The following is a 22,384-nucleotide window of genomic DNA, read 5'->3' as shown; positions in this document are numbered from 1 at the left end:
TTGTCCACAGGGCGGCGGGTCCCTCTTCGTATCTCTGCGACACTGGTAGCACCATGCCCAAGCCCGGAGAACTCACTTTCGTCGCCCCCCGCGGAGCCAAGAAGCCGCCGCGGCACCTGGCCGACCTCACGCCCGCCGAGCGGAAGGAGGCCGTCGCCGCGATCGGCGAGAAGCCCTTCCGCGCCAAGCAGCTGTCCACGCACTACTTCGCGCGGTACGCGCACGACCCCGCCGAGTGGACCGACATCCCGGCCGCCTCGCGGGAGAAGCTGGCCGGGGAGCTGCTGCCCGACCTGATGTCCGTGGTGCGGCACATCTCGTGCGACGACGACACCACCCGCAAGACCCTGTGGCGGCTGCACGACGGCACGCTCGTCGAGTCGGTGCTCATGCGCTACCCGGACCGGGTGACCATGTGCATCTCCTCGCAGGCAGGCTGCGGGATGAACTGCCCGTTCTGCGCGACCGGGCAGGCCGGCCTCGACCGGAACCTGTCGACCGCCGAGATCGTGCACCAGATCGTGGACGGCATGAGGGCCCTGCGCGACGGCGAGGTCCCCGGCGGCCCGGCGCGGCTTTCGAACATCGTCTTCATGGGCATGGGCGAGCCGCTCGCCAACTACAAGCGGGTCGTCGGCGCCATCCGCCGTCTCACCGACCCCGAGCCGGACGGCCTGGGCCTGTCCCAGCGCGGCATCACCGTCTCCACCGTCGGACTCGTGCCCGCGATGCTCCGCTTCGCCGACGAGGGCTTCAAGTGCCGCCTCGCGGTCTCGCTGCACGCCCCCGACGACGAGCTGCGCGACACCCTCGTGCCCGTCAACACGCGCTGGAAGGTCCGGGAGGTCCTCGACGCGGCCTGGGAGTACGCGGAGAAGTCCGGCCGCCGGATCTCCATCGAGTACGCCCTCATCCGGGACATCAACGACCAGGCCTGGCGCGGCGACCTCCTCGGCCGGCTGCTCAAGGGCAAGCGGGTGCACGTCAACCTGATCCCGCTGAACCCGACGCCCGGTTCGAAGTGGACGGCGTCCCGCCCGGAGGACGAGAAGGCCTTCGTGGAGGCCATCGCGCGGCACGGCGTGCCGGTGACCGTGCGGGACACCCGAGGTCAGGAGATCGACGGTGCCTGTGGACAGCTGGCCGCCGCCGAGCGCTGAGCTTGTACTCTGAGCTCGAACACATCTCCATATTCCGACAGGGGAGCGCCACAGCGCTGAGAGTGCGGTGTCCGTCAGACCGCAGACCCTCTGAACCTCGCCCAGGTCATTCTGGGTAGGAAGTTCGGTCGTAACTCGAGCTGTTGCGCCCTGCCCGCGTCCGGTCCGCCGGTCGTGGGCGGGGCCGCGTCTCTTCCTGGTCCCACCCAGGAGGAAAACTTCAGTGAGCATCAAGAAGCAGGCCGCCGTCGCGGTCCTCGCGGCGCTCGGCGTCACCGCCCTCGCCGCCTGCGGCACCGACGGTGCCGGCGAGGACGCCGGCAAGACCGGCGCGCCCGCGCCGAAGACCGTGACCCTCGTGAGCCACGACTCGTTCAACGCCTCCAAGGAGGTCCTGGCCGAGTTCACGAAGCAGACCGGCTTCACCGTCAAGGTCCTCAAGGCCGGCGACGCGGGCGAGGCCGTCAACAAGGAGATCCTGACCAAGGGCTCCCCGCAGGGCGACGTCTTCTTCGGCGTCGACAACACCCTGCTGTCCCGCGCCCTCGACAACGGGATCTTCGTCGGGTACCAGGCGAAGGGGCTCGACCGGATTCCGGCGGAGTACCACCTGGACAAGGAGCACCGGGTCACCCCGATCGACTCCGGCGACATCTGCGTCAACTACGACAAGAAGTACTTCACGGACAAGAAGCTGGCGCCGCCGGTGACCTTCGACGACCTGGCGAAGCCCGCGTACAAGGACCTGCTGGTGGTCGAGAACCCGGAGCGGTCCTCCCCGGGCCTCGGCTTCCTCCTCGGCACCGCCGCGAAGTACGGCGACGACGGCTGGCAGGACTACTGGAAGAAGCTCAAGGCGAACGGCGTGAAGACCGTCGACAGCTGGGAGCTCGCCTACAACCAGGAGTTCTCCGGCTCGGCCGGCGGCAAGCAGGCCAAGGGCGACCGGCCGCTGGTCGTGTCGTACGCCTCCAGCCCGCCGGTCGAGGTGCTGTACGGCGAGCCGCAGCCGAAGGTCGCCCCGACCGGGGTGTCCACGGGGACCTGCTTCCGGCAGACGGAGTTCGCCGGCCTGCTGAACGGCGCGAAGAACCCCGAGGGCGGCAAGGCGCTGATCGACTTCCTGATCTCCAAGAAGTTCCAGGAGGACATGCCGCTCCAGATGTTCGTCAACCCGGTGGCGAAGGACGCGGTGCTGCCGGAGCTGTTCACGAAGCACGGCGTGGTCGTGGAGAAGCCGGAGACGATGGAGCCCGGGAAGATCGCCGAGAAGCGCGACGCGTGGATCCAGCAGTGGTCGTCGCTCGTCCTGAAGTAAGGCGCGCCGAAGCGGGGCGCGACCCGCGGGGGAACGCGGCGCGGCTGGGGCTCATGGCCCTGCCCGTCGCGTTCTTCGCGGTGTTCTTCGCCTGGCCCGTCGTGTCCATCGTGGACCGGGGGCTGCGGCCCGACGGCAGCTGGCGGTTCGGCGGGATCGGCGAGACGCTGGGCCGTCCGGACATCCTCGACGTGCTCGGCTTCACCGTCTGGCAGGCGCTCGCCTCCACCGGCCTCACGCTGCTCGTCGCCCTGCCCGGCGCGTACGTCTTCGCCCGCTTCGACTTCCCCGGCAAGAGCGTCCTGCGGGCCGTGGTCACGGTGCCGTTCGTGCTGCCCACCGTCCTGGTCGGCACCGCGTTCCTGGCCCTGGTCGGCCGGAACGGGCTCACCGACGAGCTGTGGGGGCTGCGGCTCGACACCAGCGTGTGGGCGATCCTCCTCGCCCACGTCTTCTTCAACTACGCGGTCGTCGTCCGGACCGTCGGCGGCCTCTGGGCGCAGCTCGACCCGCGCCAGGAGGAGGCCGCCCGGGTCCTCGGCGCCTCCCGCTTCACGGCCTGGCGGACGGTGACGCTGCCCGCGCTCGTCCCGGCGGTGTCGGCGGCGGCCCTGATGGTCTTCCTCTTCACCTTCACCTCCTTCGGCGTCGTGCAGATCCTCGGCGGGGACGCGTACACGACCCTGGAGGCGGAGATCTACCGGCAGACCGCCCGGCTGCTCGACCTGCGGACGGCCGCCGTCCTCACCCTCGTGCAGTTCGTCGCGGTCGGCGCGATCCTCGCCCTGCACGCGTGGACGGTACGGCGGCGGGAGACCGCGCTGCGGCTCGTGCCGCCGGAGCGGACCGCGCGCCGGCCGCGCGGCGCCGGGCAGTGGGCGCTGCTCGGCGGCGTCCTCGCCTCGGTGGCGCTGCTGATCCTGCTGCCGCTGGGCGTGCTCGTGGAGCGCTCGTTCGCCGGTCCCGGGGGGTACGGGCTCGGCTACTACCGGGCGCTCGGCTCGCTCGACGAGAGCGGGACCTTCCTGGTGCCGCCCCTGGAGGCGATCGGCAACTCGCTGCGGTACGCGCTGGCCGCCACCGCCATCGCCGTCGTGATCGGCGGGCTCGCGGCGGCGGCGCTCACCCGGCGGGCCGGACGGCTCGTCCGGGGCTTCGACGCGCTCCTGATGCTGCCGCTCGGGGTCTCCGCCGTCACCGTCGGCTTCGGCTTCCTCATCACGCTCGACGAGCCGCCGCTCGACCTGCGGGCCAGCTGGATCCTCGTCCCGCTCGCGCAGGCCCTCGTCGGCGTGCCCTTCGTCGTCCGGACGATGCTGCCGGTGCTGCGCGCGGTCGACGAGCGGCTGCGGGAGGCGGCGGCCGTGCTCGGCGCCTCGCCGTGGCGGGCCTGGCGGGAGGTGGACCTGCCGCTGGTGCGGCGGGCGCTGCTGATCGCGGCCGGGTTCGCGTTCGCGGTCTCGCTCGGCGAGTTCGGCGCGACCGTGTTCATCGCCCGGCCCGACAGCCCGACGCTGCCGGTCGCGGTGGCCCGGCTGCTCGGCCGGCCCGGCGAGCTCAACTACAGCCAGGCGATGGCCCTCTCGACGATTCTGATGGTGGTGTGCGCGGTGTCCCTGCTGCTGCTCGAACGGCTCCGCACCGACCGGACCTCCGGGGAGTTCTGATGCTGAGACTCGACGGGGCGACCGTACGGTTCGGGGCGCGGGCCGTGCTCGACGCCGTGGACCTGGAGGTCGCCGACCACGAGACCGTGTGCGTGCTCGGCCCCAGCGGCAGCGGCAAGTCCACGCTGCTGCGGGCCGTCGCGGGCCTCCAGGCGCTCGACGCCGGCCGGGTGCTCCTCGATGGGGCCGACCAGGCCGGGGTGCCGACGCACCGGCGGGGCGTCGGCCTGATGTTCCAGGACCACCAGCTGTTCCCGCAGCGGGACGTCGCGGGGAACGTCTCCTTCGGGCTGCGGATGCGGGGGGACGGGAGGGCCGAGCGGACGGAGCGGGTGCGGGAGCTGCTCGACCTCGTCGGCCTTCCGGGCGCCGGGCGGCGGTCCGTCGCCGCGCTCTCCGGCGGCGAGCAGCAGCGGGTGGCGCTGGCCCGGGCGCTCGCGCCCCGGCCCCGGCTCCTCATGCTCGACGAGCCGCTCGGCCAGCTCGACCGGGGCCTGCGGGAGCGGCTCGTGGTGGAGCTGCGGCAGCTCTTCGGGCGGCTCGGGACGACGGTCCTCGCGGTCACCCACGACCAGGGCGAGGCCTTCGCGCTCGCCGACCGGGTCGTGGTCATGCGGGACGGCCGGATCGCCCAGTCGGGGACGCCCGTCGAGGTGTGGGGCCGCCCGGCCTCCGAGTTCGTCGCCCGCTTCCTCGGCTTCGACAACGTGGTGGCCGCCCGGGTCACCGGGACGGTCGCGGAGACCGTCTGGGGGAAGGTGCCGGTGCCGGAGGGCTCCCCGCAGGGCGAGCGGCGGCTCCTCGTCCGCCCCGGCGGAGTGCGGCCGGTTCCCGCCGGGGACGCGCCGGCCTGGACGGTGGAGTCCCGGACCTTCCGGGGCAGCCACGTCGTCGTACGGCTCCGCCCGGCCGACGGCCCGCCCCTGGAGGCCGAGCTCCCGTTGCGGGACGCGCCGGAGGAGGGCGCGGGGACGGGCGTCGCCTTCCGGACGGAGGACGTGGTGGTGCTGGGCGACGACACGCCGTAGGGCAGGGGCGGGGCCGATGAGTTCCGCCCGCCGGGGGAGTCTCCCGTACGTACGGCGTCTTCGCCGCCCGCACGTCCCGCAGGTTCCGCACGGGAGGAACACCATGGCCCAGCTGCTCAGAGTCCAGAACTTCAACGTCTCGTCCGACGGGTACGGCGCCGGGGAGGGCCAGACCCTCGAACGGCCCTTCGGGCACGCGGATCCGGAGGCGATGTTCGCCTGGGCCGGTGCCACGGCGAGTTGGCCCCGGCGCACCGCGCCCGGCGGCAGCCGGGGCCTCGACGACTACCTGACGCGGGACTACGGGCGGAACATCGGCGCCGAGATCATGGGCCGCAACAAGTTCGGGCCCCAGCGCGGTCCCTGGCGGGACCACGAGTGGCGCGGCTGGTGGGGCGACGAGCCGCCGTTCCACACCCCGGTCTTCGTCCTGACCCACCACCCGCGCCCCTCGTTCGCGCTCGGCGACACCACGTTCCACTTCCTCGACGCCGACCCGGCTACCGCCCTCGCGACGGCCCGGGAGGCGGCGGACGGCAAGGACGTGCGGCTCGGCGGCGGGGCCGCCACCGTCCGCGCCTTCCTCGACGCCGGTCTGGTCGACACCCTGCACGTCGCCGTCTCGCCGGTGGCGCTCGGCGGCGGATCGCGGCTCTGGGAGTCGCCCGACGAACTCCTCGACCGCTACCACCGCGACGTCGTGCCCAGCCCGGGCGGCACGGTCACGCACCACCTGTTCTGGCGGAGGTGAGCGCGGGAACCCGGTCCGGCTCCGCCGCGCGGCGGAGCCGGACCGGGGTTCCGTCAGCCCTTGAGGGGCAGCGCCGCCAGGGCCGCCACCAGCCAGGTCAGGGGGAGGAAGAGGGCGAGCAGGGCGCCCGTGCGCAGGAGGGCGGCCGCGCGGAGGGTCGCGGGCGGGGCGCCGGCGAGGAGGAGGGCCCCGGTGACCGGGGCGCGGCTCTGCCGGGACTCCAGGGCCGCGGTCAGGAGCGTGGCGCAGGTGCAGGCCAGGATCAGGGTGGCGCCCAGGCCGGTGAGCGGCCCGAAGGCGCCGGAGCCGGTGTCCGAGGCGTACAGCGTGGTCGCCGCGATCATGCCGGAGAGCACCGCGCAGACCACGCCGAGCGGCCGGCCGATGCGGCGGGCCTCCGCCGTCAGGACGCGGCCCGCGAGCAGCCGGACGGCGCCCGGGCGGACCGCCTGGAGGAGGCGGCCGCAGCCGTGGACGAGGCCGGGGCCCGCCATGGCGAGGCCGATCGCGGTGAGGACCCAGCCGGCCAGGACGGCCGCCGGGCTGCCGTCGAAGCGGCCCGGCAGCGGGAGGCCGTCCCCGCCGCCGCCCCGGCCCGCGTACGACTCCACCGCGAGGCCGATCGCGACCAGGGCGACGCCCCACGGAAGGCCGGACGGCATGGTCTCGTCCACGCCTTCGGAGTCCTCCGCGGGCGGCGCGGTGCGCGGGCGCAGGGCCAGGGCCGCCGCCGCGGCGGCGGTGACGGGGACGAGCGCGAGCAGGGTGAGGACGGCCGCGAGCGGCACCGGCCGGTCGGCGGCGAGCAGTCCGGCGGCCGCCCCGTCGAAGGGCAGTCCGGTGAGGTCGCCGCGCAGGTGCAGGTAGAGCAGGAGCGCGATCGCGGAGCCGAGCGCGCAGGTGACGGCCGTCGAGGCGGCGGCGAGCAGGGCGAGCCGGGCCGGTCCGAGGCCGATCGCGGAGAGCCCGGGGCGCGGCCGGGTGCTGGGGTCGGTGCGGGCCACCGCGACCGCGAACTGGACGGTGGCGGCGAGCGGCAGGACGCACCAGAGGAGCCGGAGCGTCGAGGCGGAGGACTGTTCCGGGTGCCCGAGGGCGTGGCCGAGGGTGCAGAGGAGGAGGAAGCCCACCCCGGCGGACGCGGCGGCGACGAGCAGCCGGCGCGTCAGGACGAGGGGGTGGGTGCCCCGGGTCAGACGGAGAGCGAGCACGCGGCGACGCCCTCCGCCCCGGTCGGGGGTACGGCACCGGCCCGGCGCCCGTCGAGGAGCGCGACCGCGCGGTCGGCGAGCGCCGCGACCTCCTCGTCGTGGGTGGCGAGGACCACGGTGATGCCGTGCGAGCGGGCGGCGGCCGTCAGGGTGCGCAGCACCTGGGAGCCGTCGGCGCGGTGCAGGGCGGCGGTGGGCTCGTCGGCGAAGAGCACCGGGGGAGTGGTGACGAGGGCGCGGGCGATCGAGATCCGCTGGCGCTGGGACCGGGTGAGGGCGCCCGGGCGCTTGCGGGCGCACGCCCCGGTGTCGAGCCGGTCCAGCCATTCCAGGGCGGCGGTCTTCGCGGCGCGGCGGGGGACCCCGCGCAGCAGCAGCGGCAGGGCGGTGTTCTCCCAGCCGGTGAGTTCGGGGACGAGCCCGGACTCGGGGCCGATCCAGCCGAAGCGCTCGCGGCGGAGCCGTTCGCGCTGGGCGGGGCCCAGGGTGTGCACGGGGCCGCTGTTGAACCAGACCTCGCCCTTCTGGGGGACGAGCTGGCCGGAGAGACAGCGCAGGAGGGTGGTCTTGCCGCTGCCCCGGGGGCCGGTCAGGGCGAGGATCTCGCCCTCGCGGACGCCGAGGGAGACGCCGCTGAGGGCCTCCGCGCCGCCCAGGGTGCAGTGCAGGGAACGCGCCCAGAGCACGTCGTTGTCCGGTGGGGCCATCGCGTACACCTCTGTCGGATCCGATCTGTGTTCCCCCGCGCGGGGGGATTCCCCCGTACGGGTGAACGAAGGACGGGCCTGTCGGTCACTCGGCACCGTAAGTATTCGGATCGGTTCGTACGGACAGCACACGGCCCGGGCCGCCGCCATCCACTCGGATGGCGGGCAGACCCGGGCCGGGGTCACGCCGTGAGGGCGGCGTGAGGTCCTGCTAGAGCTTGGTCCACGCCTCGGTGAGCACCGAGCGCAGGATGCCTTCGATCTCGTCGAAGGTGCCCTGGTCGGCGATCAGCGGCGGGGCCAGCTGGATGACCGGGTCGCCGCGGTCGTCGGCACGGCAGTACAGGCCGTTCTCGAACAGCGCCTTGGACAGGAAGCCGTACAGGACGCGCTCGGTCTCCTCGTCCGTGAAGGACTCCTTGGTGACCTTGTCCTTGACGAGCTCGATGCCGTAGAAGAAGCCGTTGCCGCGGACGTCGCCGACGATCGGCAGGTCGTGCAGCTTCTTCAGCGTCGAGAAGAAGGCGTCCTCGTTGTCCAGGACGTGCTGGTTGAGGCCCTCCTTGTCGAAGATGTCGAGGTTGGCGATGGCGACCGCCGACGACACCGGGTGGCCGCCGAAGGTGTAGCCGTGCAGGAAGGTGTTGTCGCCCTTGTAGAACGGCTCCGCGATGCGGTCGGAGACGATGCAGGCGCCGATCGGGGAGTAGCCCGAGGTCATGCCCTTGGCGCAGGTGATCATGTCCGGGACGTAGCCGAACTTGTCGCAGGCGAACATCGTGCCGAGGCGGCCGAAGGCGCAGATCGTCTCGTCGGAGACGAGCAGCACGTCGTACTGGTCGCAGATCTCGCGGACCCGCTGGAAGTACCCGGGCGGCGGCGGGAAGCAGCCGCCGGCGTTCTGTACCGGCTCCAGGAAGACGGCCGCGACGGTGTCGGGGCCCTCGAAGAGGATCTGCTGCTCGATCTGGTCGGCGGCCCAGCGGCCGAAGGCCTCGGGGTCGTCGCCGTGGATCGGGGCGCGGTAGATGTTGGTGTTCGGCACCTTGTGCGCGCCGGGGACCAGCGGCTCGAAGGGGGCCTTGAGGGCCGGCAGACCGGTGATGGACAGGGCGCCCTGCGGGGTGCCGTGGTAGGCGACCGCGCGCGAGATGACCTTGTACTTGGTGTGCTTGCCCTGCAGCTTGAAGTACTGCTTGGCCAGCTTCCAGGCGGTCTCGACGGCCTCTCCGCCACCGGTGGTGAAGAAGACCTTGTTCAGGTCGCCCGGGGCGTAGTCCGCGAGGCGCTCGGCCAGCTCGACGGCCTTGGGGTGCGCGTACGACCACACGGGGAAGAACGCGAGCTCCTGGGCCTGCTTGTACGCGACCTCGGCCAGCTCCTGGCGGCCGTGTCCGGCGTTGACCACGAAGAGGCCCGCGAGACCGTCGAGGTAGCGCTTGCCCTTGTCGTCGAAGATGTAGGTGCCCTCGCCCCGCACGATGGTGGGAACGGGCGAGTTCTCGTACGACGACATGCGGGTGAAGTGCATCCACAGGTGGTCGTACGCGGTCTTGGAGAGGTCCTTGCTCACGGCTATCGGGTTCCCCACATATAGGTCTGCTTCTTGAGCTTGAGGTAGACGAAGCTCTCGGTGGAGCGCACGCCGGGGAGGGTGCGGATGCGCTTGTTGATCACATCCAGCAGGTGGTCGTCGTCCTCGCAGACGATCTCCACCATGAGGTCGAAGGAGCCCGCGGTCATCACCACGTACTCGCATTCGGCCATGGCCGTCAGGGCTTCCGCAACCGGATCGAGGTCGCCCTCGACGTTGATGCCGACCATCGCCTGCCGCCGGAAGCCCACGGTGAGCGGGTCGGTGACGGCGACGATCTGCATGACGCCCTGGTCGAGCAGCTTCTGGACGCGCTGCCGCACGGCGGCTTCGGAGAGGCCGACGGCCTTGCCGATCGCCGCGTAGGGACGGCGACCGTCCTCCTGGAGCTGTTCGATGATCGCCAGGGAGACGGCGTCGATCGTCGGGGACGAACCGGTTCCGGTTCTGGAGTCTGCGCTTCGACTGGCCACACCTCACTGTGCACCGAGACTCGTCGGTCTCGCAACCCCGGAGCGATGTAATTCGTTGTGTTAGGGGTCTGATCTCACTGAATCCGAAGTTGTGGGGGGTCGGGCCTGTTGAAAGCGTCAGCCGAGCGATTAGGCTGGGGTGTCTCACCCATCGGGACAGCGCACGAGGACGTGCGAAGTCAGAACGTGACAGGAGGGGTGGCAAGTGACCACCGAGCTGCGCCGGCTGCGTAACTACATCAACGGGGAGTTCCGCGACGCGGCCGACGGCCGCACGATCGACGTGATCAACCCGGCCACCGGCGAGGTGTACGCGACCTCCCCGCTCTCCGGCCAGGCCGACGTCGACGCCGCCATGGAGGCCGCCGCGGCCGCCTTCCCCGCCTGGCGCGACACCACCCCGGCCGAGCGCCAGAAGGTACTCCTCAAGATCGCGGACGCCTTCGAGGAGCGCGCCGAGGACCTGATCGCCGCCGAGGTCGAGAACACCGGCAAGCCGATCGCCCTCACCGCGAGCGAGGAGATCCCGCCGATGGTGGACCAGATCCGCTTCTTCGCGGGTGCCGCCCGGCTCCTGGAGGGCCGCTCGGCCGGCGAGTACATGGAGGGCCTGACCTCCATCGTCCGCCGCGAGCCCGTCGGCGTCTGCGCCCAGGTCGCCCCCTGGAACTACCCGATGATGATGGGCGTCTGGAAGTTCGCCCCGGCCCTCGCCGCGGGCAACACCGTCGTCCTCAAGCCCTCGGACACGACCCCCGCGTCGACCGTCCTGATGGCCGAGATCATCGGGCAGATCGTCCCCAAGGGCGTCTTCAACGTCGTCTGCGGCGACCGCGACACCGGCCGCGCGATGGTCGAGCACCCGACCCCCGCCATGGCCTCCATCACCGGCTCCGTCCGCGCCGGTATGCAGGTCGCCGAGTCGGCCGCCAAGGACGTCAAGCGCGTCCACCTGGAGCTGGGCGGCAAGGCCCCCGTCGTGGTCTTCGAGGACGTCGACATCGACAAGGCCGTCGAGGACATCTCCGTCGCGGGCTTCTTCAACGCGGGCCAGGACTGTACGGCCGCCACCCGCGTCCTGGTCCACGAGTCGATCCACGACGAGTTCGTCTCCGCCCTCGCCAAGGCCGCCGCCGCGACCAAGACCGGACAGCCGGACGACGAGGACGTGCTGTACGGCCCGCTCAACAACGCCAACCAGCTGAAGCAGGTCTCCGGCTTCATCGACCGCCTCCCGGCCCACGCCAAGGTCGAGGCCGGCGGTCAGCGCGTCGGTGACAAGGGCTACTTCTACGCCCCGACCGTCGTCTCCGGCCTCAAGCAGGACGACGAGATCATCCAGAACGAGGTCTTCGGCCCGGTCATCACCGTCCAGTCCTTCACGGACGAGGCCCAGGCCCTGGCGTACGCGAACGGCGTCGAGTACGCCCTCGCCTCCTCCGTCTGGACCAAGGACCACGCGCGCGCGATGCGCATGTCCAAGGCGCTCGACTTCGGCTGCGTGTGGATCAACACCCACATCCCGCTGGTCGCCGAGATGCCCCACGGCGGCTTCAAGAAGTCCGGCTACGGCAAGGACCTCTCGGCCTACGGCTTCGAGGACTACACGCGCGTCAAGCACGTCATGACCTCCCTCGGCTAGTCACCGGGAAATCCGGCCGCGGCCCCGGCACCCCGCTCGACAGGGTGTCGGGGCCGCGCCGTGCCGCCCGCACGGACCGTCCATTGCCGTGGACACCGACCGGCCGGGATGCTGCCCGGATGAGAGCGACAGCCAGGAAGAACATGTCCCGCCGGTCCCTGCTGCGCGGCATCGGCGGCGCCGGGACCGCGGCCCTGCTCGCCGGGTGCGGGGTGCCCGCCGCCTTCGTCGAGGAGGGGGACCGGGCCGCCGCCCGGGACCTCTCGGCCCGCGACCGGATCCTCGACTTCGCCAACTGGCCGCTCTACATCGACACCGACGAGGACGAGGCGTCCCGGCGCCCCACCCTGGAGTCCTTCCGGAAGCGGACCGGGATATCCGTCCGCTACACCGAGGAGATCAACGACAACGACGAGTTCTTCGGCAAGATCAGCCCCTCCCTGATGAACCACCAGGAGACCGGCCGCGACCTGATCGTCCTCAGCGACTGGATGGCCGCCCGCTTCGTCCGCCTCGGCTGGGTCCAGGAGATGGACCGCGCCGCCCAGCCGAACGTCACGGCCCACCTCGACCCGCAGCTGCGCTCGCCCGCCTTCGACCCCGGCCGGCTGCACACCGTGCCCTGGCAGTCCGGCATCACCGGCATCGCCTACAACCGCCGGAAGCTGGGCCGGGAGCTGCGCTCGGTGAAGGAGCTGTGGGCCGACGACCTGCGCGGGAAGGTCACCCTGCTGTCCGGGCTCGACGAGTCCTTCGCCCTGCTCATGATGGGCGAGGGCGTCGACGTGACCCGCTGGAGGGAGGACGACTTCCACGCCCTGTGCGAGCGGGTCGAGCGGCTCGTCCGCGCCAAGCACATCCGCCGCTTCACCGGCAACGACTACATCAAGGACCTCTCCTCCGGCGACGTCCTGGCCTGCCAGGCGTACTCCGGGGACGTCATCCAGCTCCAGGCCGACAACCCCGACATCGAGTTCGTCGTCCCCGAGGAGGGCGCCGAACTCTGGGCCGAGTCCCTCATGGTCCCCAACCTCGCCCGGCACAAGACCAACGCCGAGAAGCTGGTCGACCACTACTACGAGCCCGAGGTCGCCGCCGAGCTGGCCGCCTGGGTCAACTACGTCTGTCCCGTCCCGGCCGCGCAGAAGGTCCTCGCGGACTCCGGCGACGAGGAACTGGCCGCGCTCGCCGAGGACCCGCTGATCTTCCCCGACTCCGCCATGCGGAGCAGGCTCGCCATCGCCCGGGACATCACCGCCGAGGAGCGCCTGACCTTCGCGAAGAAGTGGAACTCGATCGTGGGGTTGTGAGTTGGACCGGTCATGACGGAGACGCGCCTCAACCCCCTTGCCACGTACGGCCTGTTCCTCGCCTGGGCCGTCCACGACGTCGAGGAGCTCGCGTACGGACCGCGCTGGCTCCGGGAGAACCTGCCCGCCCTGCGCGAGCGGTTCCCCGGGGTGCCGGAGGGGGTGTGGCGGGCGGCCGGGAAGGTCGACGAGCGCGCATTCGCCGCGGCCGTGGGGGTGATGGGCGTGATCGTCGGCGCCGCCGCCGTCGCCGGGGCGCGCTCCGGCGGGCGTTCCGCCTTCTACCAGGGCGCGGTCGACGGCTTCGGGCTGCACGGCCTCGTCCACCTCGCCGCTCGTCGTCGTCCCCTTCTGCCTGTGGGCGCGCGGCCGGCTGCGCCGCGCCGGGGTGCTGCGGCCCGCCAGGGCCCGGGACGTGGTGGCGGGGCTCGCCCTCGCGGCCGGGGCGACCGTGGTCGCGCACGGTGCGGGGCGGCGGCTGGCCCGCGCTTTTTGAACGCGTTCCAAAAAATGCCACCCCGGCTTTTGAACGCGTTCAGAGCGGGCGTACGCTGTCCCCATGAGCGACACGAACGGGCCGAGAGCCCTTATCGAGCGCATCCGCCGCTGGCTGGTCCTCTTCGTCGTCTGTCTGGTCCTGAGCGGGCTCACCGCCTTCCCGCTCGTCACCGAACTCCGGCTCCTCGACTCGGCGTTGACCGGCTGGGCCGCGCCCGTCGCCGACGCCCTCCCCGGGCTCGCCGAGTGGATCCACCGGGTGCGGGGCGGCCTGGAGACCGCCGACCGGGACGCCCCCTACCTCCTCTACGGCAACGACTGGCTGGCCTTCGCCCACCTCGTCATCGCCGTCGCCTTCTACGGCGTCTGGCGCGACCCCGTCCGCAACGTCTGGGTCGTCGAGTTCGGCATGATCGCCTGCGTCGGCATCGTCCCGCTCGCCCTGATCTGCGGCCCGATCCGGGACATCCCCTTCTGGTGGTCGGTCGTCGACATGTCCTTCGGCGTCTTCGGGATCCTGCCGCTGCTCCTCGTCCGGCGGCTGATCAAGCGCCTGGAGGCCGTCACGGCGACGGCGGCGGCTCCGGAGGCCGTACCCGCGTAGCCGCCTCGCGGACCGCCGCCGCCACCCGGTCCAGGGGGACGCCGGTGGGGACGGTCACGCCGAGCGCGGCGACCGGCCCCGCCGGGCCGCGCAGCGGGGCCGCCACCGTCACCTCGCCGAGCCGGTGCTCCTCCGCGCAGACCGCGAGACCCGCCGCGCGGACCCGGTCGAGCTGCCGGGCCAGGACTCCCGGCACCACCACCGTGTGGCGGGTGTGGCGGGGAAGTCCCGCCGGGGGCGCGGAGATCGCGGCGAGCTCCGCCGGGAAAGCCGCCAGCAGCACCTTCCCGTACGCCGTCGCGTGGGCCGGCAACCGCTCCCCGCTCACCAGGCACAGCACCCCGCCGGCCGCCGGGCCCTGGAACACCGCCACGTCCGCGTGACCGCCCGTCCGGGCCCCGAGGGCCCGCAGCGCGGGCAGCGCCGCGTCCAGGAGGCCGCGCGGACAGGGCGCCGCCGCGCCCAGCGCCCGCAGCCGCAGTCCCAGCCGGTACGTGCCGTCCGCGCCCCGCTCCAGACCGCCCCAGGCCACCAGCTCCCGCACCATGCGCAGCGCCGTCGGCGCCGGGAGCCCCGTCCGCGCCGCGATGTCGGTGAGCCGCAGCGCCACCGGACCGGCGCCCCCGGAAGCGCCGCCCTCGAAGGCGTCGAGCACCGAGAAGAGCCGCCCCGCCACGCTCTCGCCCATGTCCCGGCCGTGCCTTTCACTCAGTGGAAGCCCGGCCTTCCCGCTCCGGCCCGGCCCGTACGAGGCTCAACGCATGAACCTCGGTCTCGCTTCCGACGCCCTGCTCTCCACCACCCGCGCCGTCCGCCACCGGCTCGACCTCACCCGGCCCGTGCCCCGCGCGCTCCTGGAGGAGTGCGTCGACCTCGCCGTCCAGGCCCCCACCGGCCGCAACCGGCAGCGCTGGCACTTCGTGATCGTCACCGACCCGGCCCGCCGCGCCGTCCTCGCCGACCTGTGGCGGGCCTCCCTCACCGTGCCCGGCGCCCACCAGCCGCTGCCCGACCGGGACGTGCGCCGGGCCGAGGTCGCGCCCGGCGTGATGGACCGGGTGTACTCGGGCGTCGGACACCTGCACCGGCACCTGCACGAGGTGCCCGCCTACGTCATCCCCTGCGTCGAGGGCCGGACCGAGGGCGCCTCCGTCACCCACCAGGCCGGCACCTGGGGCTCGATCCTGCCCGCTGCCTGGAGCTTCATGCTCGCCGCCCGCGAGCGCGGCCTCGGCACGGTGTGGACCACCGGGAACCTGCCCCTGGAGAGGGAGTTCGCGCGCTTCCTCGGCATCCCGTACGAGGAGGTCATGCAGGCCGCGTTCATCCCGGTCGCGTACACGATCGGCACCGACTTCAAGCCCGCCCGCCGCATCCCCCGCGAGCAGGTCCTCCACTGGGACGGGTGGTGACCGGGGCCCCGTACGCCCCTACGGCTTGCGGCCCACCGCGCCGAACTGCGCCACCACGTCGCCCTCCTCGGAGCGCCAGCGGGAGCAGGAGACGATGCCCGGGGCGAGGAGGTCGAGGCCGTCCAGGAAGGAGGCGAACTCGGCGCGGGTGCGGGCGGTGATCGGCGGGGTCGCGTTCTCGTTCCAGAAGGCCATCGCGGCCTCGTTGCCCTCGCCGCCGAGCTCCGGCTCCAGGGTCGGGTGGGTGAGGACCAGGAAGCTGCCGGAGGGGACGGCGTCCATCAGGGTCCGCACGATCGAACGGGCCTCGTCGGTGTCCATCACGAAGTTGAGGATGCCGAGCATCATCACCGCGACCGGCCGGGAGAGGTCGAGGGTGGCCGAGGCCGCCGCCAGGATCCGCTCCGGGTCGTGCGCGTCGGCGTCCACGTACTCGGTGACGCCCTCCGGGGCGCTCGTCAGGAGCGCGCGGGCGTGGGTGAGGACGATCGGGTCGTTGTCGACGTAGACGATCCGGGCCTCGGAGGCGATCCGCTGCGCCACCTCGTGGGTGTTGTCGGCGGTCGGCAGGCCGGTGCCGATGTCCAGGAACTGCCGGACGCCCTCCTCCGCGGCCAGGTGCGTCACCGCCCGGCCGAGGAACGCCCGGTCCGCGCGCGCCACTTCGCCGATGCTCGGGTAGAAGCCGGTGACCTGCGCGCCGACCGCCCGGTCCACCGGATAGTTGTCCTTGCCGCCCAGCCAGTAGTTCCAGACGCGGGCGTTGTGGGCGATGTCGGTGCGGATGCGGTCGTTGACGCTGTCGTTCGTCGGCTCGTTCACTTCAGAGGTCCTCTCGCAGGACGGCGGCGAGGGCGTCGACGCGGTTCGTGGTGATCGCGTCCGCCCCGTTCATGATCAGCTTACGCATGGTGCGCTTCGTGTCCGCCGTCCAGGCCGACAGGAGCAGCCCGTCCCGGTGCACCCGCTCGGCCAGCTCCCGACTCACCAGGCCGAAGCGGTAGTTGAGCCAGCGCGGGCGCACGGCGTCGAGGAGCGCGCGGCGGGGCGGGGCGAGCGTGGTCCAGGTCAGGGCGATCTCGGCGGCCGGGTCGGCGGCCCGCACCTGGAGCATGGCGACGGTCCCGGCGCAGTAGTAGACCCGCTCCCCGGCCCCGCACTCGCGGACCGTGCCGACGATCTTCCGGACCGATTGCTCGTTCCCGCCCGGCAGGTCCAGCATCAGCCGGTGGTCCCCGGCGGTGAGCAGCGCCTCCCGCAGGGTCGGCACCCCGCCCGCCGTCACCTCCTCCAGCTCCGCGTACGAGAACGCGGAGAGCGCCCGGTCCCGGCCCCACAGGCGCTTGAGGGTGTCGTCGTGCAGGAGGACGGGCACCCCGTCCCGCGTCAGCCGGACGTCGACCTCGACCGCGTCCGCGCCCCGTTCGATCGCGGAGGAGATCGAACGGAGCGTGTTCTCGCGGAAGCGGTACGGGTCCCCGCGGTGGCCTACGGCAGTGACGGATCGCATGGGGCCATTGTGGCCGGGGACCACCGCCCGTGTCGTCGGCGGCGCGGGGCCCCGACGGCCTCCCGTGCCGTCGGCGCTTCAGCGCGCCAGCCACTCCTCGGTGTACGCGTCGATCTCGCCGTTGATCCGGGCCTTGCCGGCCGCGTCCAGGAAGGAGGCCTCCACCGCGTTCTTGGCGAGGGCGGCGAGACCGCGCTCGTCGAGGCCGAGGAGACGGGCGGCGACCGCGTACTCGCTGTTCAGGTCGGTGCCGAACATCGGCGGGTCGTCGCTGTTGACGGTGACGAGGACCCCCGCGTCCACCATCCGCCCGATCGGGTGCTCGTCGAGGGTGGCGACGGCCCGGGTGGCGATGTTGGAGGTCGGGCAGACCTCCAGGGCGATGCGGTGCTCGGCCAGGTACGCGAGGAGCTGGGGGTCCCGGACGGAGCTGGTGCCGTGGCCGATGCGCTCGGCGCCCAGCTCGCGGATCGCGTCCCAGACGGTCTCCGGTCCCGTCGTCTCGCCCGCGTGCGGGACGGAGCGCAGTCCGGCCGCCCGGGCCCGGTCGAAGTACGGCTTGAACTGCGGGCGCGGCACCCCGATCTCGGGGCCGCCGAGGCCGAAGGAGACCAGGCCCTCCGGGCGCAGCCCGTCGGTCGTGGCGAGCCGCGCGGTCTCCTCGGCGGCTTCCAGCCCGGCCTCGCCGGGGATGTCGAAGCACCAGCGCAGGACCGTGCCGAACTCGGCCTCGGCCGCCTTGCGGGCGTCCTCGATCGCGGCCATGAAGGCGCGCTCCTCGATGCCCCGGCGGGTCGAGGAGTAGGGGGTGACGGTCAGCTCGGCGTAGCGGATGTTTTGCCGGGCCATGTCCCGGGCGACCTCGAAGGTCAGCAGCCGGACGTCCTCGGGGGTGCGGACCAGGTCGACGACCGACAGGTAGACGTCGATGAAGTGCGCGAAGTCGGTGAACGTGAAGTAGTCGGCCAGCGCCTCCGGGTCCGTGGGGACCTTGGAGTCCGGGTGACGGGCCGCGAGCTCGGCGACGATCCGGGGCGAGGCGGAGCCCACGTGGTGGACGTGCAGCTCGGCCTTGGGAAGGCCCGCGATGAAGGGGTGCAGATCGGTCATCGGGTCATCGTAGGCCGGACGGTTCCCCCGCAGGAGTGAGGTCGTAGCATGACGTGACCACGATGGGGGAGGCCCATGTCTGACAACCGAGACCAGCAGCCGGGCGGGTACGACCCGGCGGACCCGTGGGCTCCGCCGAACCGCGACGGGGTGGAACTGAGCAAGCCGGCGGAGCCGTCGCCCCCGCCGGTGCACGACCAGCGGACGGTCACGTCGATGCCGGCGGCGTCCGGCCCCGGCGGCGACGTCCCGCCGCCCCCGGTCGCGCCCGGCGGCCCGGCGGCGCCCGGCGCGTACGGCTATCCGGCGGACACGTCCGGTGGCTACGGCTACCCGGCGGATACCTCCGGGGGGTACGGCTACCCGACGGCCCCGGGCGCCCCGGCGCCCATGGCGACCTCCGGGTACGGCTACCCCGGTTATCCGGGGTACGCGGGCCAGCCCGGCTGGCAGCAGCCACCCTCCAACGGCACGGGCACGGCCGCGATGGTGCTCGGCATCATCTCGGTCGCGGGCTTCTGCCTGTACGGCCTGGGGGCGCTCCTCGGCATCCTGGCCCTGATCCTCGGCATCGTCGGGGTGAAGAAGGCGGGCCGGGGCGAGGCGACGAACCGGGGCATGGCAGTCGCCGGCATCGTGCTCGGCGCCATCGGCACCCTGATCGGCGCGGTCTTCCTCGCCTTCCTCGTGTGGGCGATCAACCAGGACCCCTCGACCTTCGAGGACTCCGGCTACGAGGACGACCCGTTCGCGTCGTCCCTGGTGGTGGAGAGCACCCGCTGAGGACCCGTACGCGCAAAGAGGGCCCCGCACCGGCCGGTTCCGGTGCGGGGCCCTCCCCGTGGCGTCAGGCGCCCCTGAGCCGCTCCCGCGCCTCCATGAGGGCGAAGCCCAGGAGGTTGAGGCCGCGCCAGCGGGCCGGGTCGTGGGCGCCGGGGTCGGTCGCGGCGAGCCCGATGCCCCAGATCCGGTCCACCGGACTGGCCTCCACCAGGACCCGGTCGCCGGTGCCGAGCAGATACGCGCGCAGGGCCCCGTCCGAGGAGAACTTGTGCACGCTCCCCTCGACGACGATCCCGAACCGCTCCCGCTCCCACACCGCGTCGTCGAAGCCCCGCACGAGGCGGCCCGCCTTCTTGGCCTCGGCGGGGGTACGGGCGCCCAGCGCGGCCCGCTCGGCGTCCGCGTCCCCGAAGAGCCGGGCCTTGCCGGCCATCATCCAGTGCTCGGCCGTCGCGTACGCCACCCCGTCGACCGTGAACGGGGACGGCCACCACTGGCTCAGGCAGCTCGCCGAAAGGTGTCCGTCCGGGTGCGGACGGTGACCCCAGAAGTGCAGCCACTTCACCGTGTCACCCCTGCTGACCTGCTGTGTCAGCTCCTCGATCGCGCTCATGCATGGGAGTCTGGCATCCGCCACGGACACTCCGTACGGAGATTTTCCGGCGACCTCGACACATGGTCGACCGAATCCGTCGCGTAACCAAAAGGCAACAACGGAATCACTTGTTGGGTAGTCGTCCCTCTGTCAGGATCGGCACTCAATTCGAGCTGGGACAACGGAGAGCGTCATGGGCAACCGCTTCCAGGTGACGGACCGCTTCGCGGACGGCGCACAGTACATCGGCGGTCGGCTCCGCCCCGGAACGTCCGGCGAGGACCACGAGGTGATCGACCCGGCGACCGGGAAGAGCGTGTACACCTACGCGCTCGCCTCCACCGCCGACGTGGACGCGGCCGTGGCCGCCGCCAAGGCCGCCTTCCCGGGCTGGGCGGGCGCCACCCCCGGCGAGCGCTCCGACGCCCTGCACCGCTTCGCCGCCGTCCTCGCCGAGCGGGCCGAGGACTTCGCCCGCGTGGAGTCCCTCCAGTGCGGCAAGCCGCTGAAGCTCACCACCGAGTTCGACGTGCCCGGCACGGTCGACAACACCGCCTTCTTCGCCGGGGCCGCCCGCCACCTCCAGGGCCAGGCCGCCGCCGAGTACTCCGGCGACCACACCTCCTACGTGCGGCGCGAGGCCCTCGGCGTCGTCGGCTCCATCGCCCCCTGGAACTACCCCCTCCAGATGGCCGCCTGGAAGATCCTCCCGGCCGTCGCCGCCGGCAACACGATCGTCCTGAAGCCCGCCGAGCTCACCCCGCTCACCTCCCTGATGTTCGCGCAGGCCGCCACCGACGCCGGCATCCCCGACGGCGTGATCAACATCGTCAACGGCGCGGGCCGGACCGTCGGCGAGCACCTCGTCGGCCACCCCGACGTCGTCATGACCTCCTTCACCGGCTCCACCTCGGTCGGCAAGCGGGTCGCCGAGATCGCCACCGCCACCGTCAAGCGCCTCCACCTCGAACTCGGCGGCAAGGCCCCCTTCGTCGTCTTCGACGACGCCGACCTGGAGGCCGCCGCCCACGGCGCCGTCGCCGCCTCCCTCATCAACAGCGGCCAGGACTGCACCGCCGCCACGCGCGCGTACGTCCAGCGCCCCCTCTTCGACGCCTTCACCGCCCGCGTCGCCGCACTCATGGAGTCCGTACGGCTCGGCGACCCCTTCGCCCCGGACACCGACCTCGGCCCGCTGATCAGCCACGCCCAGCGCGACCGGGTCGCCGGCTTCGTCGACCGCGCCCGCGGCTACGCCACCGTCGTCACCGGCGGCGAGGCCCCCGGCGGGGACCTGGAGGACGGCGCGTACTACCGTCCGACCCTGATCACCGGCGCCGCGCAGGACAGCGAGGTCGTCCAGTCGGAGATCTTCGGCCCGGTCCTGGTCGCCCTGCCCTTCGACACCGACGACGAGGGCATCGCGCTCGCCAACGACACCCCCTACGGCCTCGCCGCCTCCGCCTGGAGCCGCGACGTCTACCGGACGGGCCGCGCCACCCGGGAGATCAAGGCCGGCTGCGTCTGGGTCAACGACCACATCCCGATCATCAGCGAGATGCCCCACGGGGGAACCCGGGCCTCGGGCTACGGGAAGGACATGTCGGTGTACTCCTTCGAGGAGTACACGCAGGTCAAGCACGTCATGTACGACAACACCGCGGTCGCCGCGAAGGACTGGCACCGCACGATCTTCGGGGACCGATAGCCGACCGTCGCCCGACCGGCGACGCAACCCTCCCGAAAGGGCACAGCGCATGGAGCAGTACGAGCCCGACAGCCTGTCCGCCGCGCAGCTCGCGGCGATACGCCGCAGCATGACGAGCGGCCGGGGCGCCCTCAGCCGCCGTTCGATGCTGCGCGCGGGCGGCGTCGGCGCGCTCACCGTCGGCGGCCTCGCGTCCCTGAGCGCCTGCGGCATCCCGCCCGCCAAGCGGGAGGGCCCGGGCACCGCCTCCACGGACGACTCGGCCAAGGAGAAGACCGTCGCCTTCTCCAACTGGACCGAGTACATGGACGTCGGCGAGGACGAGAAGTCCCGCCCCACCCTGGAGGCGTTCCAGAAGCGCACCGGGATCAAGGTCAAGTACACCGAGGACATCAACGACAACGTCGAGTTCTTCGGCAAGATCAAGCCGCAGCTCGCCGCCGGCCAGGACACCGGCCGCGACCTCATATGCGTCACCGACTGGCTCGCCGCCCGGATGATCCGGCTCGGCTGGGTGCAGAAGCTCGACCCCTCGAACCTGCCCCACGCCTACACCAACCTCTCCGCCCAGTTCCGCAACCCCGACTGGGACCCGGGCCGCGCCCACTCGTACCCCTGGACCGGCATCTCCACCGTCATCGCGTACAACGTGAAGGCGACCGGCGGGAAGAAGGTCGACTCGGTCACCCAGCTCCTGGACGACCCCTCCCTCAAGGGCCGGGTCGGCTTCCTCACCGAGATGCGCGACACCGTCGGCATGACCCTGCTCGACCTCGGCAAGGACCCCGGCGACTTCACGGACGCCGACTTCGACGCGGCGATCGGACGCCTCCGGAAGGGCGTCGACAAGAAGCAGATACGCCGCTTCACCGGCAACGACTACACGTCCGACCTCGACAAGGGCGACATCGCGGCCTGTCTCGCCTGGGCCGGCGACATCATCCAGCTCCAGGCGGACAACCCCGACATCCGCTACTCCATACCGGCGGCCGGCTACATCACCTCCACCGACAACCTGCTGGTCCCCGCGCAGTCCCGGCACAAGACCAACGCCGAGAAGCTCATCGACCACTACTACGAGCTCCCCGTCGCCGCCCAGCTCGCCGCGTACATCAACTACGTCTGCCCCGTCGACGGGGTGAAGGACGAGCTCACCAAGATCGACCCCGAGCTCGCGGACAACACGCTGATCCTCCCCGACAAGGCCATGGCGAAGAAGTCGCGCGCCTTCCGCTCGCTCACCGGCGCGGAGGAGACGGCGTACGAGGAGAAGTTCGCCAAGCTCATCGGCGCCTGAGTCCGG

General features: G+C 72.3%; 21 protein-coding genes, 1 pseudogene and 1 riboswitch. Of the genes and pseudogenes, 13 read left to right on the top strand and 9 right to left on the bottom strand.

The genetic code is table 11. The features are described from left to right. Positions 1–53 precede the first annotated feature (53 nt). The 5 genes from rlmN to ACIQVI_RS30730 all read left to right on the top strand — a co-directional run bounded on the left by rlmN (position 54) and on the right by ACIQVI_RS30730 (position 5,924). Positions 54–1,160, top strand: a complete 1,107-nt coding sequence (rlmN, locus tag ACIQVI_RS30750; protein WP_125661713.1) for a 23S rRNA (adenine(2503)-C(2))-methyltransferase RlmN — start codon at positions 54–56, stop codon at positions 1,158–1,160. Positions 1,161–1,189: 29 nt separating this feature from the next. Then, positions 1,190–1,300: riboswitch (TPP riboswitch) on the top strand. Between the two features lie 83 nt (positions 1,301–1,383). Next, a complete protein-coding gene (locus ACIQVI_RS30745; protein ID WP_403601825.1) occupies positions 1,384–2,478 on the top strand; it encodes a thiamine ABC transporter substrate binding subunit in 1,095 nt (364 codons plus the stop codon). A gap of 53 nt (positions 2,479–2,531) precedes the next feature. After that, positions 2,532–4,145: an ABC transporter permease gene (locus ACIQVI_RS30740; RefSeq protein ID WP_403601822.1), complete on the top strand. Its 1,614-nt coding sequence runs from the start codon at positions 2,532–2,534 to the stop codon at positions 4,143–4,145. Continuing rightward, positions 4,145–5,173: an ABC transporter ATP-binding protein gene (locus tag ACIQVI_RS30735; protein ID WP_403601819.1), complete on the top strand. Its 1,029-nt coding sequence runs from the start codon at positions 4,145–4,147 to the stop codon at positions 5,171–5,173. The genes ACIQVI_RS30740 and ACIQVI_RS30735 overlap by 1 nt, the downstream gene beginning before the upstream one ends. A gap of 103 nt (positions 5,174–5,276) precedes the next feature. Continuing rightward, positions 5,277–5,924, top strand: a complete 648-nt coding sequence (locus ACIQVI_RS30730; RefSeq protein WP_351970009.1) for a dihydrofolate reductase family protein — start codon at positions 5,277–5,279, stop codon at positions 5,922–5,924. A gap of 53 nt (positions 5,925–5,977) precedes the next feature. Here the strand turns inward: ACIQVI_RS30730 and ACIQVI_RS30725 are convergent, their stop codons facing one another. The 4 genes from ACIQVI_RS30725 to ACIQVI_RS30710 form a co-directional block, all read right to left on the bottom strand. Then, on the bottom strand, positions 5,978–7,135 hold the full coding sequence (locus tag ACIQVI_RS30725) for a hypothetical protein (RefSeq protein ID WP_403601816.1): 1,158 nt from the start codon (positions 7,133–7,135) through the stop codon (positions 5,978–5,980). Continuing rightward, positions 7,117–7,842 carry an ABC transporter ATP-binding protein gene (locus ACIQVI_RS30720; RefSeq protein ID WP_403601813.1) on the bottom strand — a complete coding sequence of 242 codons (726 nt, stop codon included), beginning with the start codon at positions 7,840–7,842 and terminating at the stop codon, positions 7,117–7,119. The genes ACIQVI_RS30725 and ACIQVI_RS30720 overlap by 19 nt, the downstream gene beginning before the upstream one ends. 211 nt (positions 7,843–8,053) lie before the next feature. Further along, positions 8,054–9,433: an aspartate aminotransferase family protein gene (locus ACIQVI_RS30715; protein ID WP_205613978.1), complete on the bottom strand. Its 1,380-nt coding sequence runs from the start codon at positions 9,431–9,433 to the stop codon at positions 8,054–8,056. After that, the gene (locus ACIQVI_RS30710) at positions 9,418–9,909 is read right to left on the bottom strand and encodes an Lrp/AsnC family transcriptional regulator (protein WP_030217913.1); all 492 of its coding nucleotides are present in this window, start codon (positions 9,907–9,909) and stop codon (positions 9,418–9,420) included. Before ACIQVI_RS30710 ends, ACIQVI_RS30715 begins: the two co-directional genes overlap by 16 nt. Positions 9,910–10,114: 205 nt before the next feature. Between ACIQVI_RS30710 and ACIQVI_RS30705 the strand changes: the two genes are divergently transcribed. The 4 genes and pseudogenes from ACIQVI_RS30705 to ACIQVI_RS30690 all read left to right on the top strand — a co-directional run bounded on the left by ACIQVI_RS30705 (position 10,115) and on the right by ACIQVI_RS30690 (position 13,963). Further along, positions 10,115–11,551, top strand: a complete 1,437-nt coding sequence (locus ACIQVI_RS30705; protein ID WP_351974194.1) for a gamma-aminobutyraldehyde dehydrogenase — start codon at positions 10,115–10,117, stop codon at positions 11,549–11,551. A 143-nt stretch (positions 11,552–11,694) separates the two neighbouring features. Then, entirely contained in the window at positions 11,695–12,861 is a 1,167-nt protein-coding gene (locus tag ACIQVI_RS30700; RefSeq protein WP_403601941.1) for a PotD/PotF family extracellular solute-binding protein, read from the top strand. 12 nt (positions 12,862–12,873) lie between these two features. Continuing rightward, positions 12,874–13,357: pseudogene (locus ACIQVI_RS30695) on the top strand (HXXEE domain-containing protein). A 63-nt stretch (positions 13,358–13,420) separates the two neighbouring features. Continuing rightward, positions 13,421–13,963 carry a hypothetical protein gene (locus ACIQVI_RS30690; protein WP_403601808.1) on the top strand — a complete coding sequence of 181 codons (543 nt, stop codon included), beginning with the start codon at positions 13,421–13,423 and terminating at the stop codon, positions 13,961–13,963. Here the strand turns inward: ACIQVI_RS30690 and ACIQVI_RS30685 are convergent. Continuing rightward, on the bottom strand, positions 13,923–14,651 hold the full coding sequence (locus ACIQVI_RS30685; RefSeq protein ID WP_403601805.1) for an IclR family transcriptional regulator: 729 nt from the start codon (positions 14,649–14,651) through the stop codon (positions 13,923–13,925). The genes ACIQVI_RS30690 and ACIQVI_RS30685 overlap by 41 nt on opposite strands. Before the next feature lie 73 nt (positions 14,652–14,724). On the opposite strand from ACIQVI_RS30685, the gene ACIQVI_RS30680 reads away from it, so the two are divergent. Further along, complete coding sequence (locus ACIQVI_RS30680; RefSeq protein WP_403601802.1) at positions 14,725–15,375, top strand: nitroreductase family protein; 651 nt, start codon at positions 14,725–14,727, stop codon at positions 15,373–15,375. Between the two features lie 18 nt (positions 15,376–15,393). Here ACIQVI_RS30680 and ACIQVI_RS30675 read toward each other — a convergent pair whose 3' ends face one another. The 3 genes from ACIQVI_RS30675 to ACIQVI_RS30665 form a co-directional block, all read right to left on the bottom strand. Continuing rightward, a complete protein-coding gene (locus ACIQVI_RS30675; protein WP_403601799.1) occupies positions 15,394–16,197 on the bottom strand; it encodes an SAM-dependent methyltransferase in 804 nt (267 codons plus the stop codon). A gap of 1 nt (position 16,198) precedes the next feature. After that, positions 16,199–16,885: a glycerophosphodiester phosphodiesterase gene (locus ACIQVI_RS30670; RefSeq protein WP_403601796.1), complete on the bottom strand. Its 687-nt coding sequence runs from the start codon at positions 16,883–16,885 to the stop codon at positions 16,199–16,201. A gap of 78 nt (positions 16,886–16,963) precedes the next feature. Further along, positions 16,964–17,995 carry an adenosine deaminase gene (locus ACIQVI_RS30665; RefSeq protein WP_403601793.1) on the bottom strand — a complete coding sequence of 344 codons (1,032 nt, stop codon included), beginning with the start codon at positions 17,993–17,995 and terminating at the stop codon, positions 16,964–16,966. A 75-nt stretch (positions 17,996–18,070) separates the two neighbouring features. On the opposite strand from ACIQVI_RS30665, the gene ACIQVI_RS30660 reads away from it, so the two are divergent. Continuing rightward, positions 18,071–18,778 (top strand): DUF4190 domain-containing protein, encoded by a 708-nt coding sequence (locus tag ACIQVI_RS30660; RefSeq protein ID WP_403601790.1) that lies wholly within the window; start codon positions 18,071–18,073, stop codon positions 18,776–18,778. Positions 18,779–18,842: 64 nt separating this feature from the next. On the opposite strand, the gene ACIQVI_RS30655 is transcribed toward ACIQVI_RS30660, so the two are convergent. Next, entirely contained in the window at positions 18,843–19,391 is a 549-nt protein-coding gene (locus ACIQVI_RS30655) for an NADAR family protein (RefSeq protein ID WP_403601787.1), read from the bottom strand. A 175-nt stretch (positions 19,392–19,566) separates the two neighbouring features. On the opposite strand from ACIQVI_RS30655, the gene ACIQVI_RS30650 reads away from it, so the two are divergent. Then, a complete protein-coding gene (locus ACIQVI_RS30650) occupies positions 19,567–21,081 on the top strand; it encodes a gamma-aminobutyraldehyde dehydrogenase (RefSeq protein WP_403601784.1) in 1,515 nt (504 codons plus the stop codon). Between the two features lie 49 nt (positions 21,082–21,130). Beyond that, positions 21,131–22,378: a spermidine/putrescine ABC transporter substrate-binding protein gene (locus ACIQVI_RS30645; RefSeq protein WP_403601781.1), complete on the top strand. Its 1,248-nt coding sequence runs from the start codon at positions 21,131–21,133 to the stop codon at positions 22,376–22,378. The last annotated feature ends 6 nt before the right edge of the window (positions 22,379–22,384 follow it).

This window comes from Streptomyces sp. NPDC098101, assembly GCF_044760185.1.
Classification (GTDB): domain Bacteria; phylum Actinomycetota; class Actinomycetes; order Streptomycetales; family Streptomycetaceae; genus Streptomyces.
Note: the sequence above shows the minus strand (reverse complement) of the source record. Positions and strands in the feature narration are given on the sequence as shown.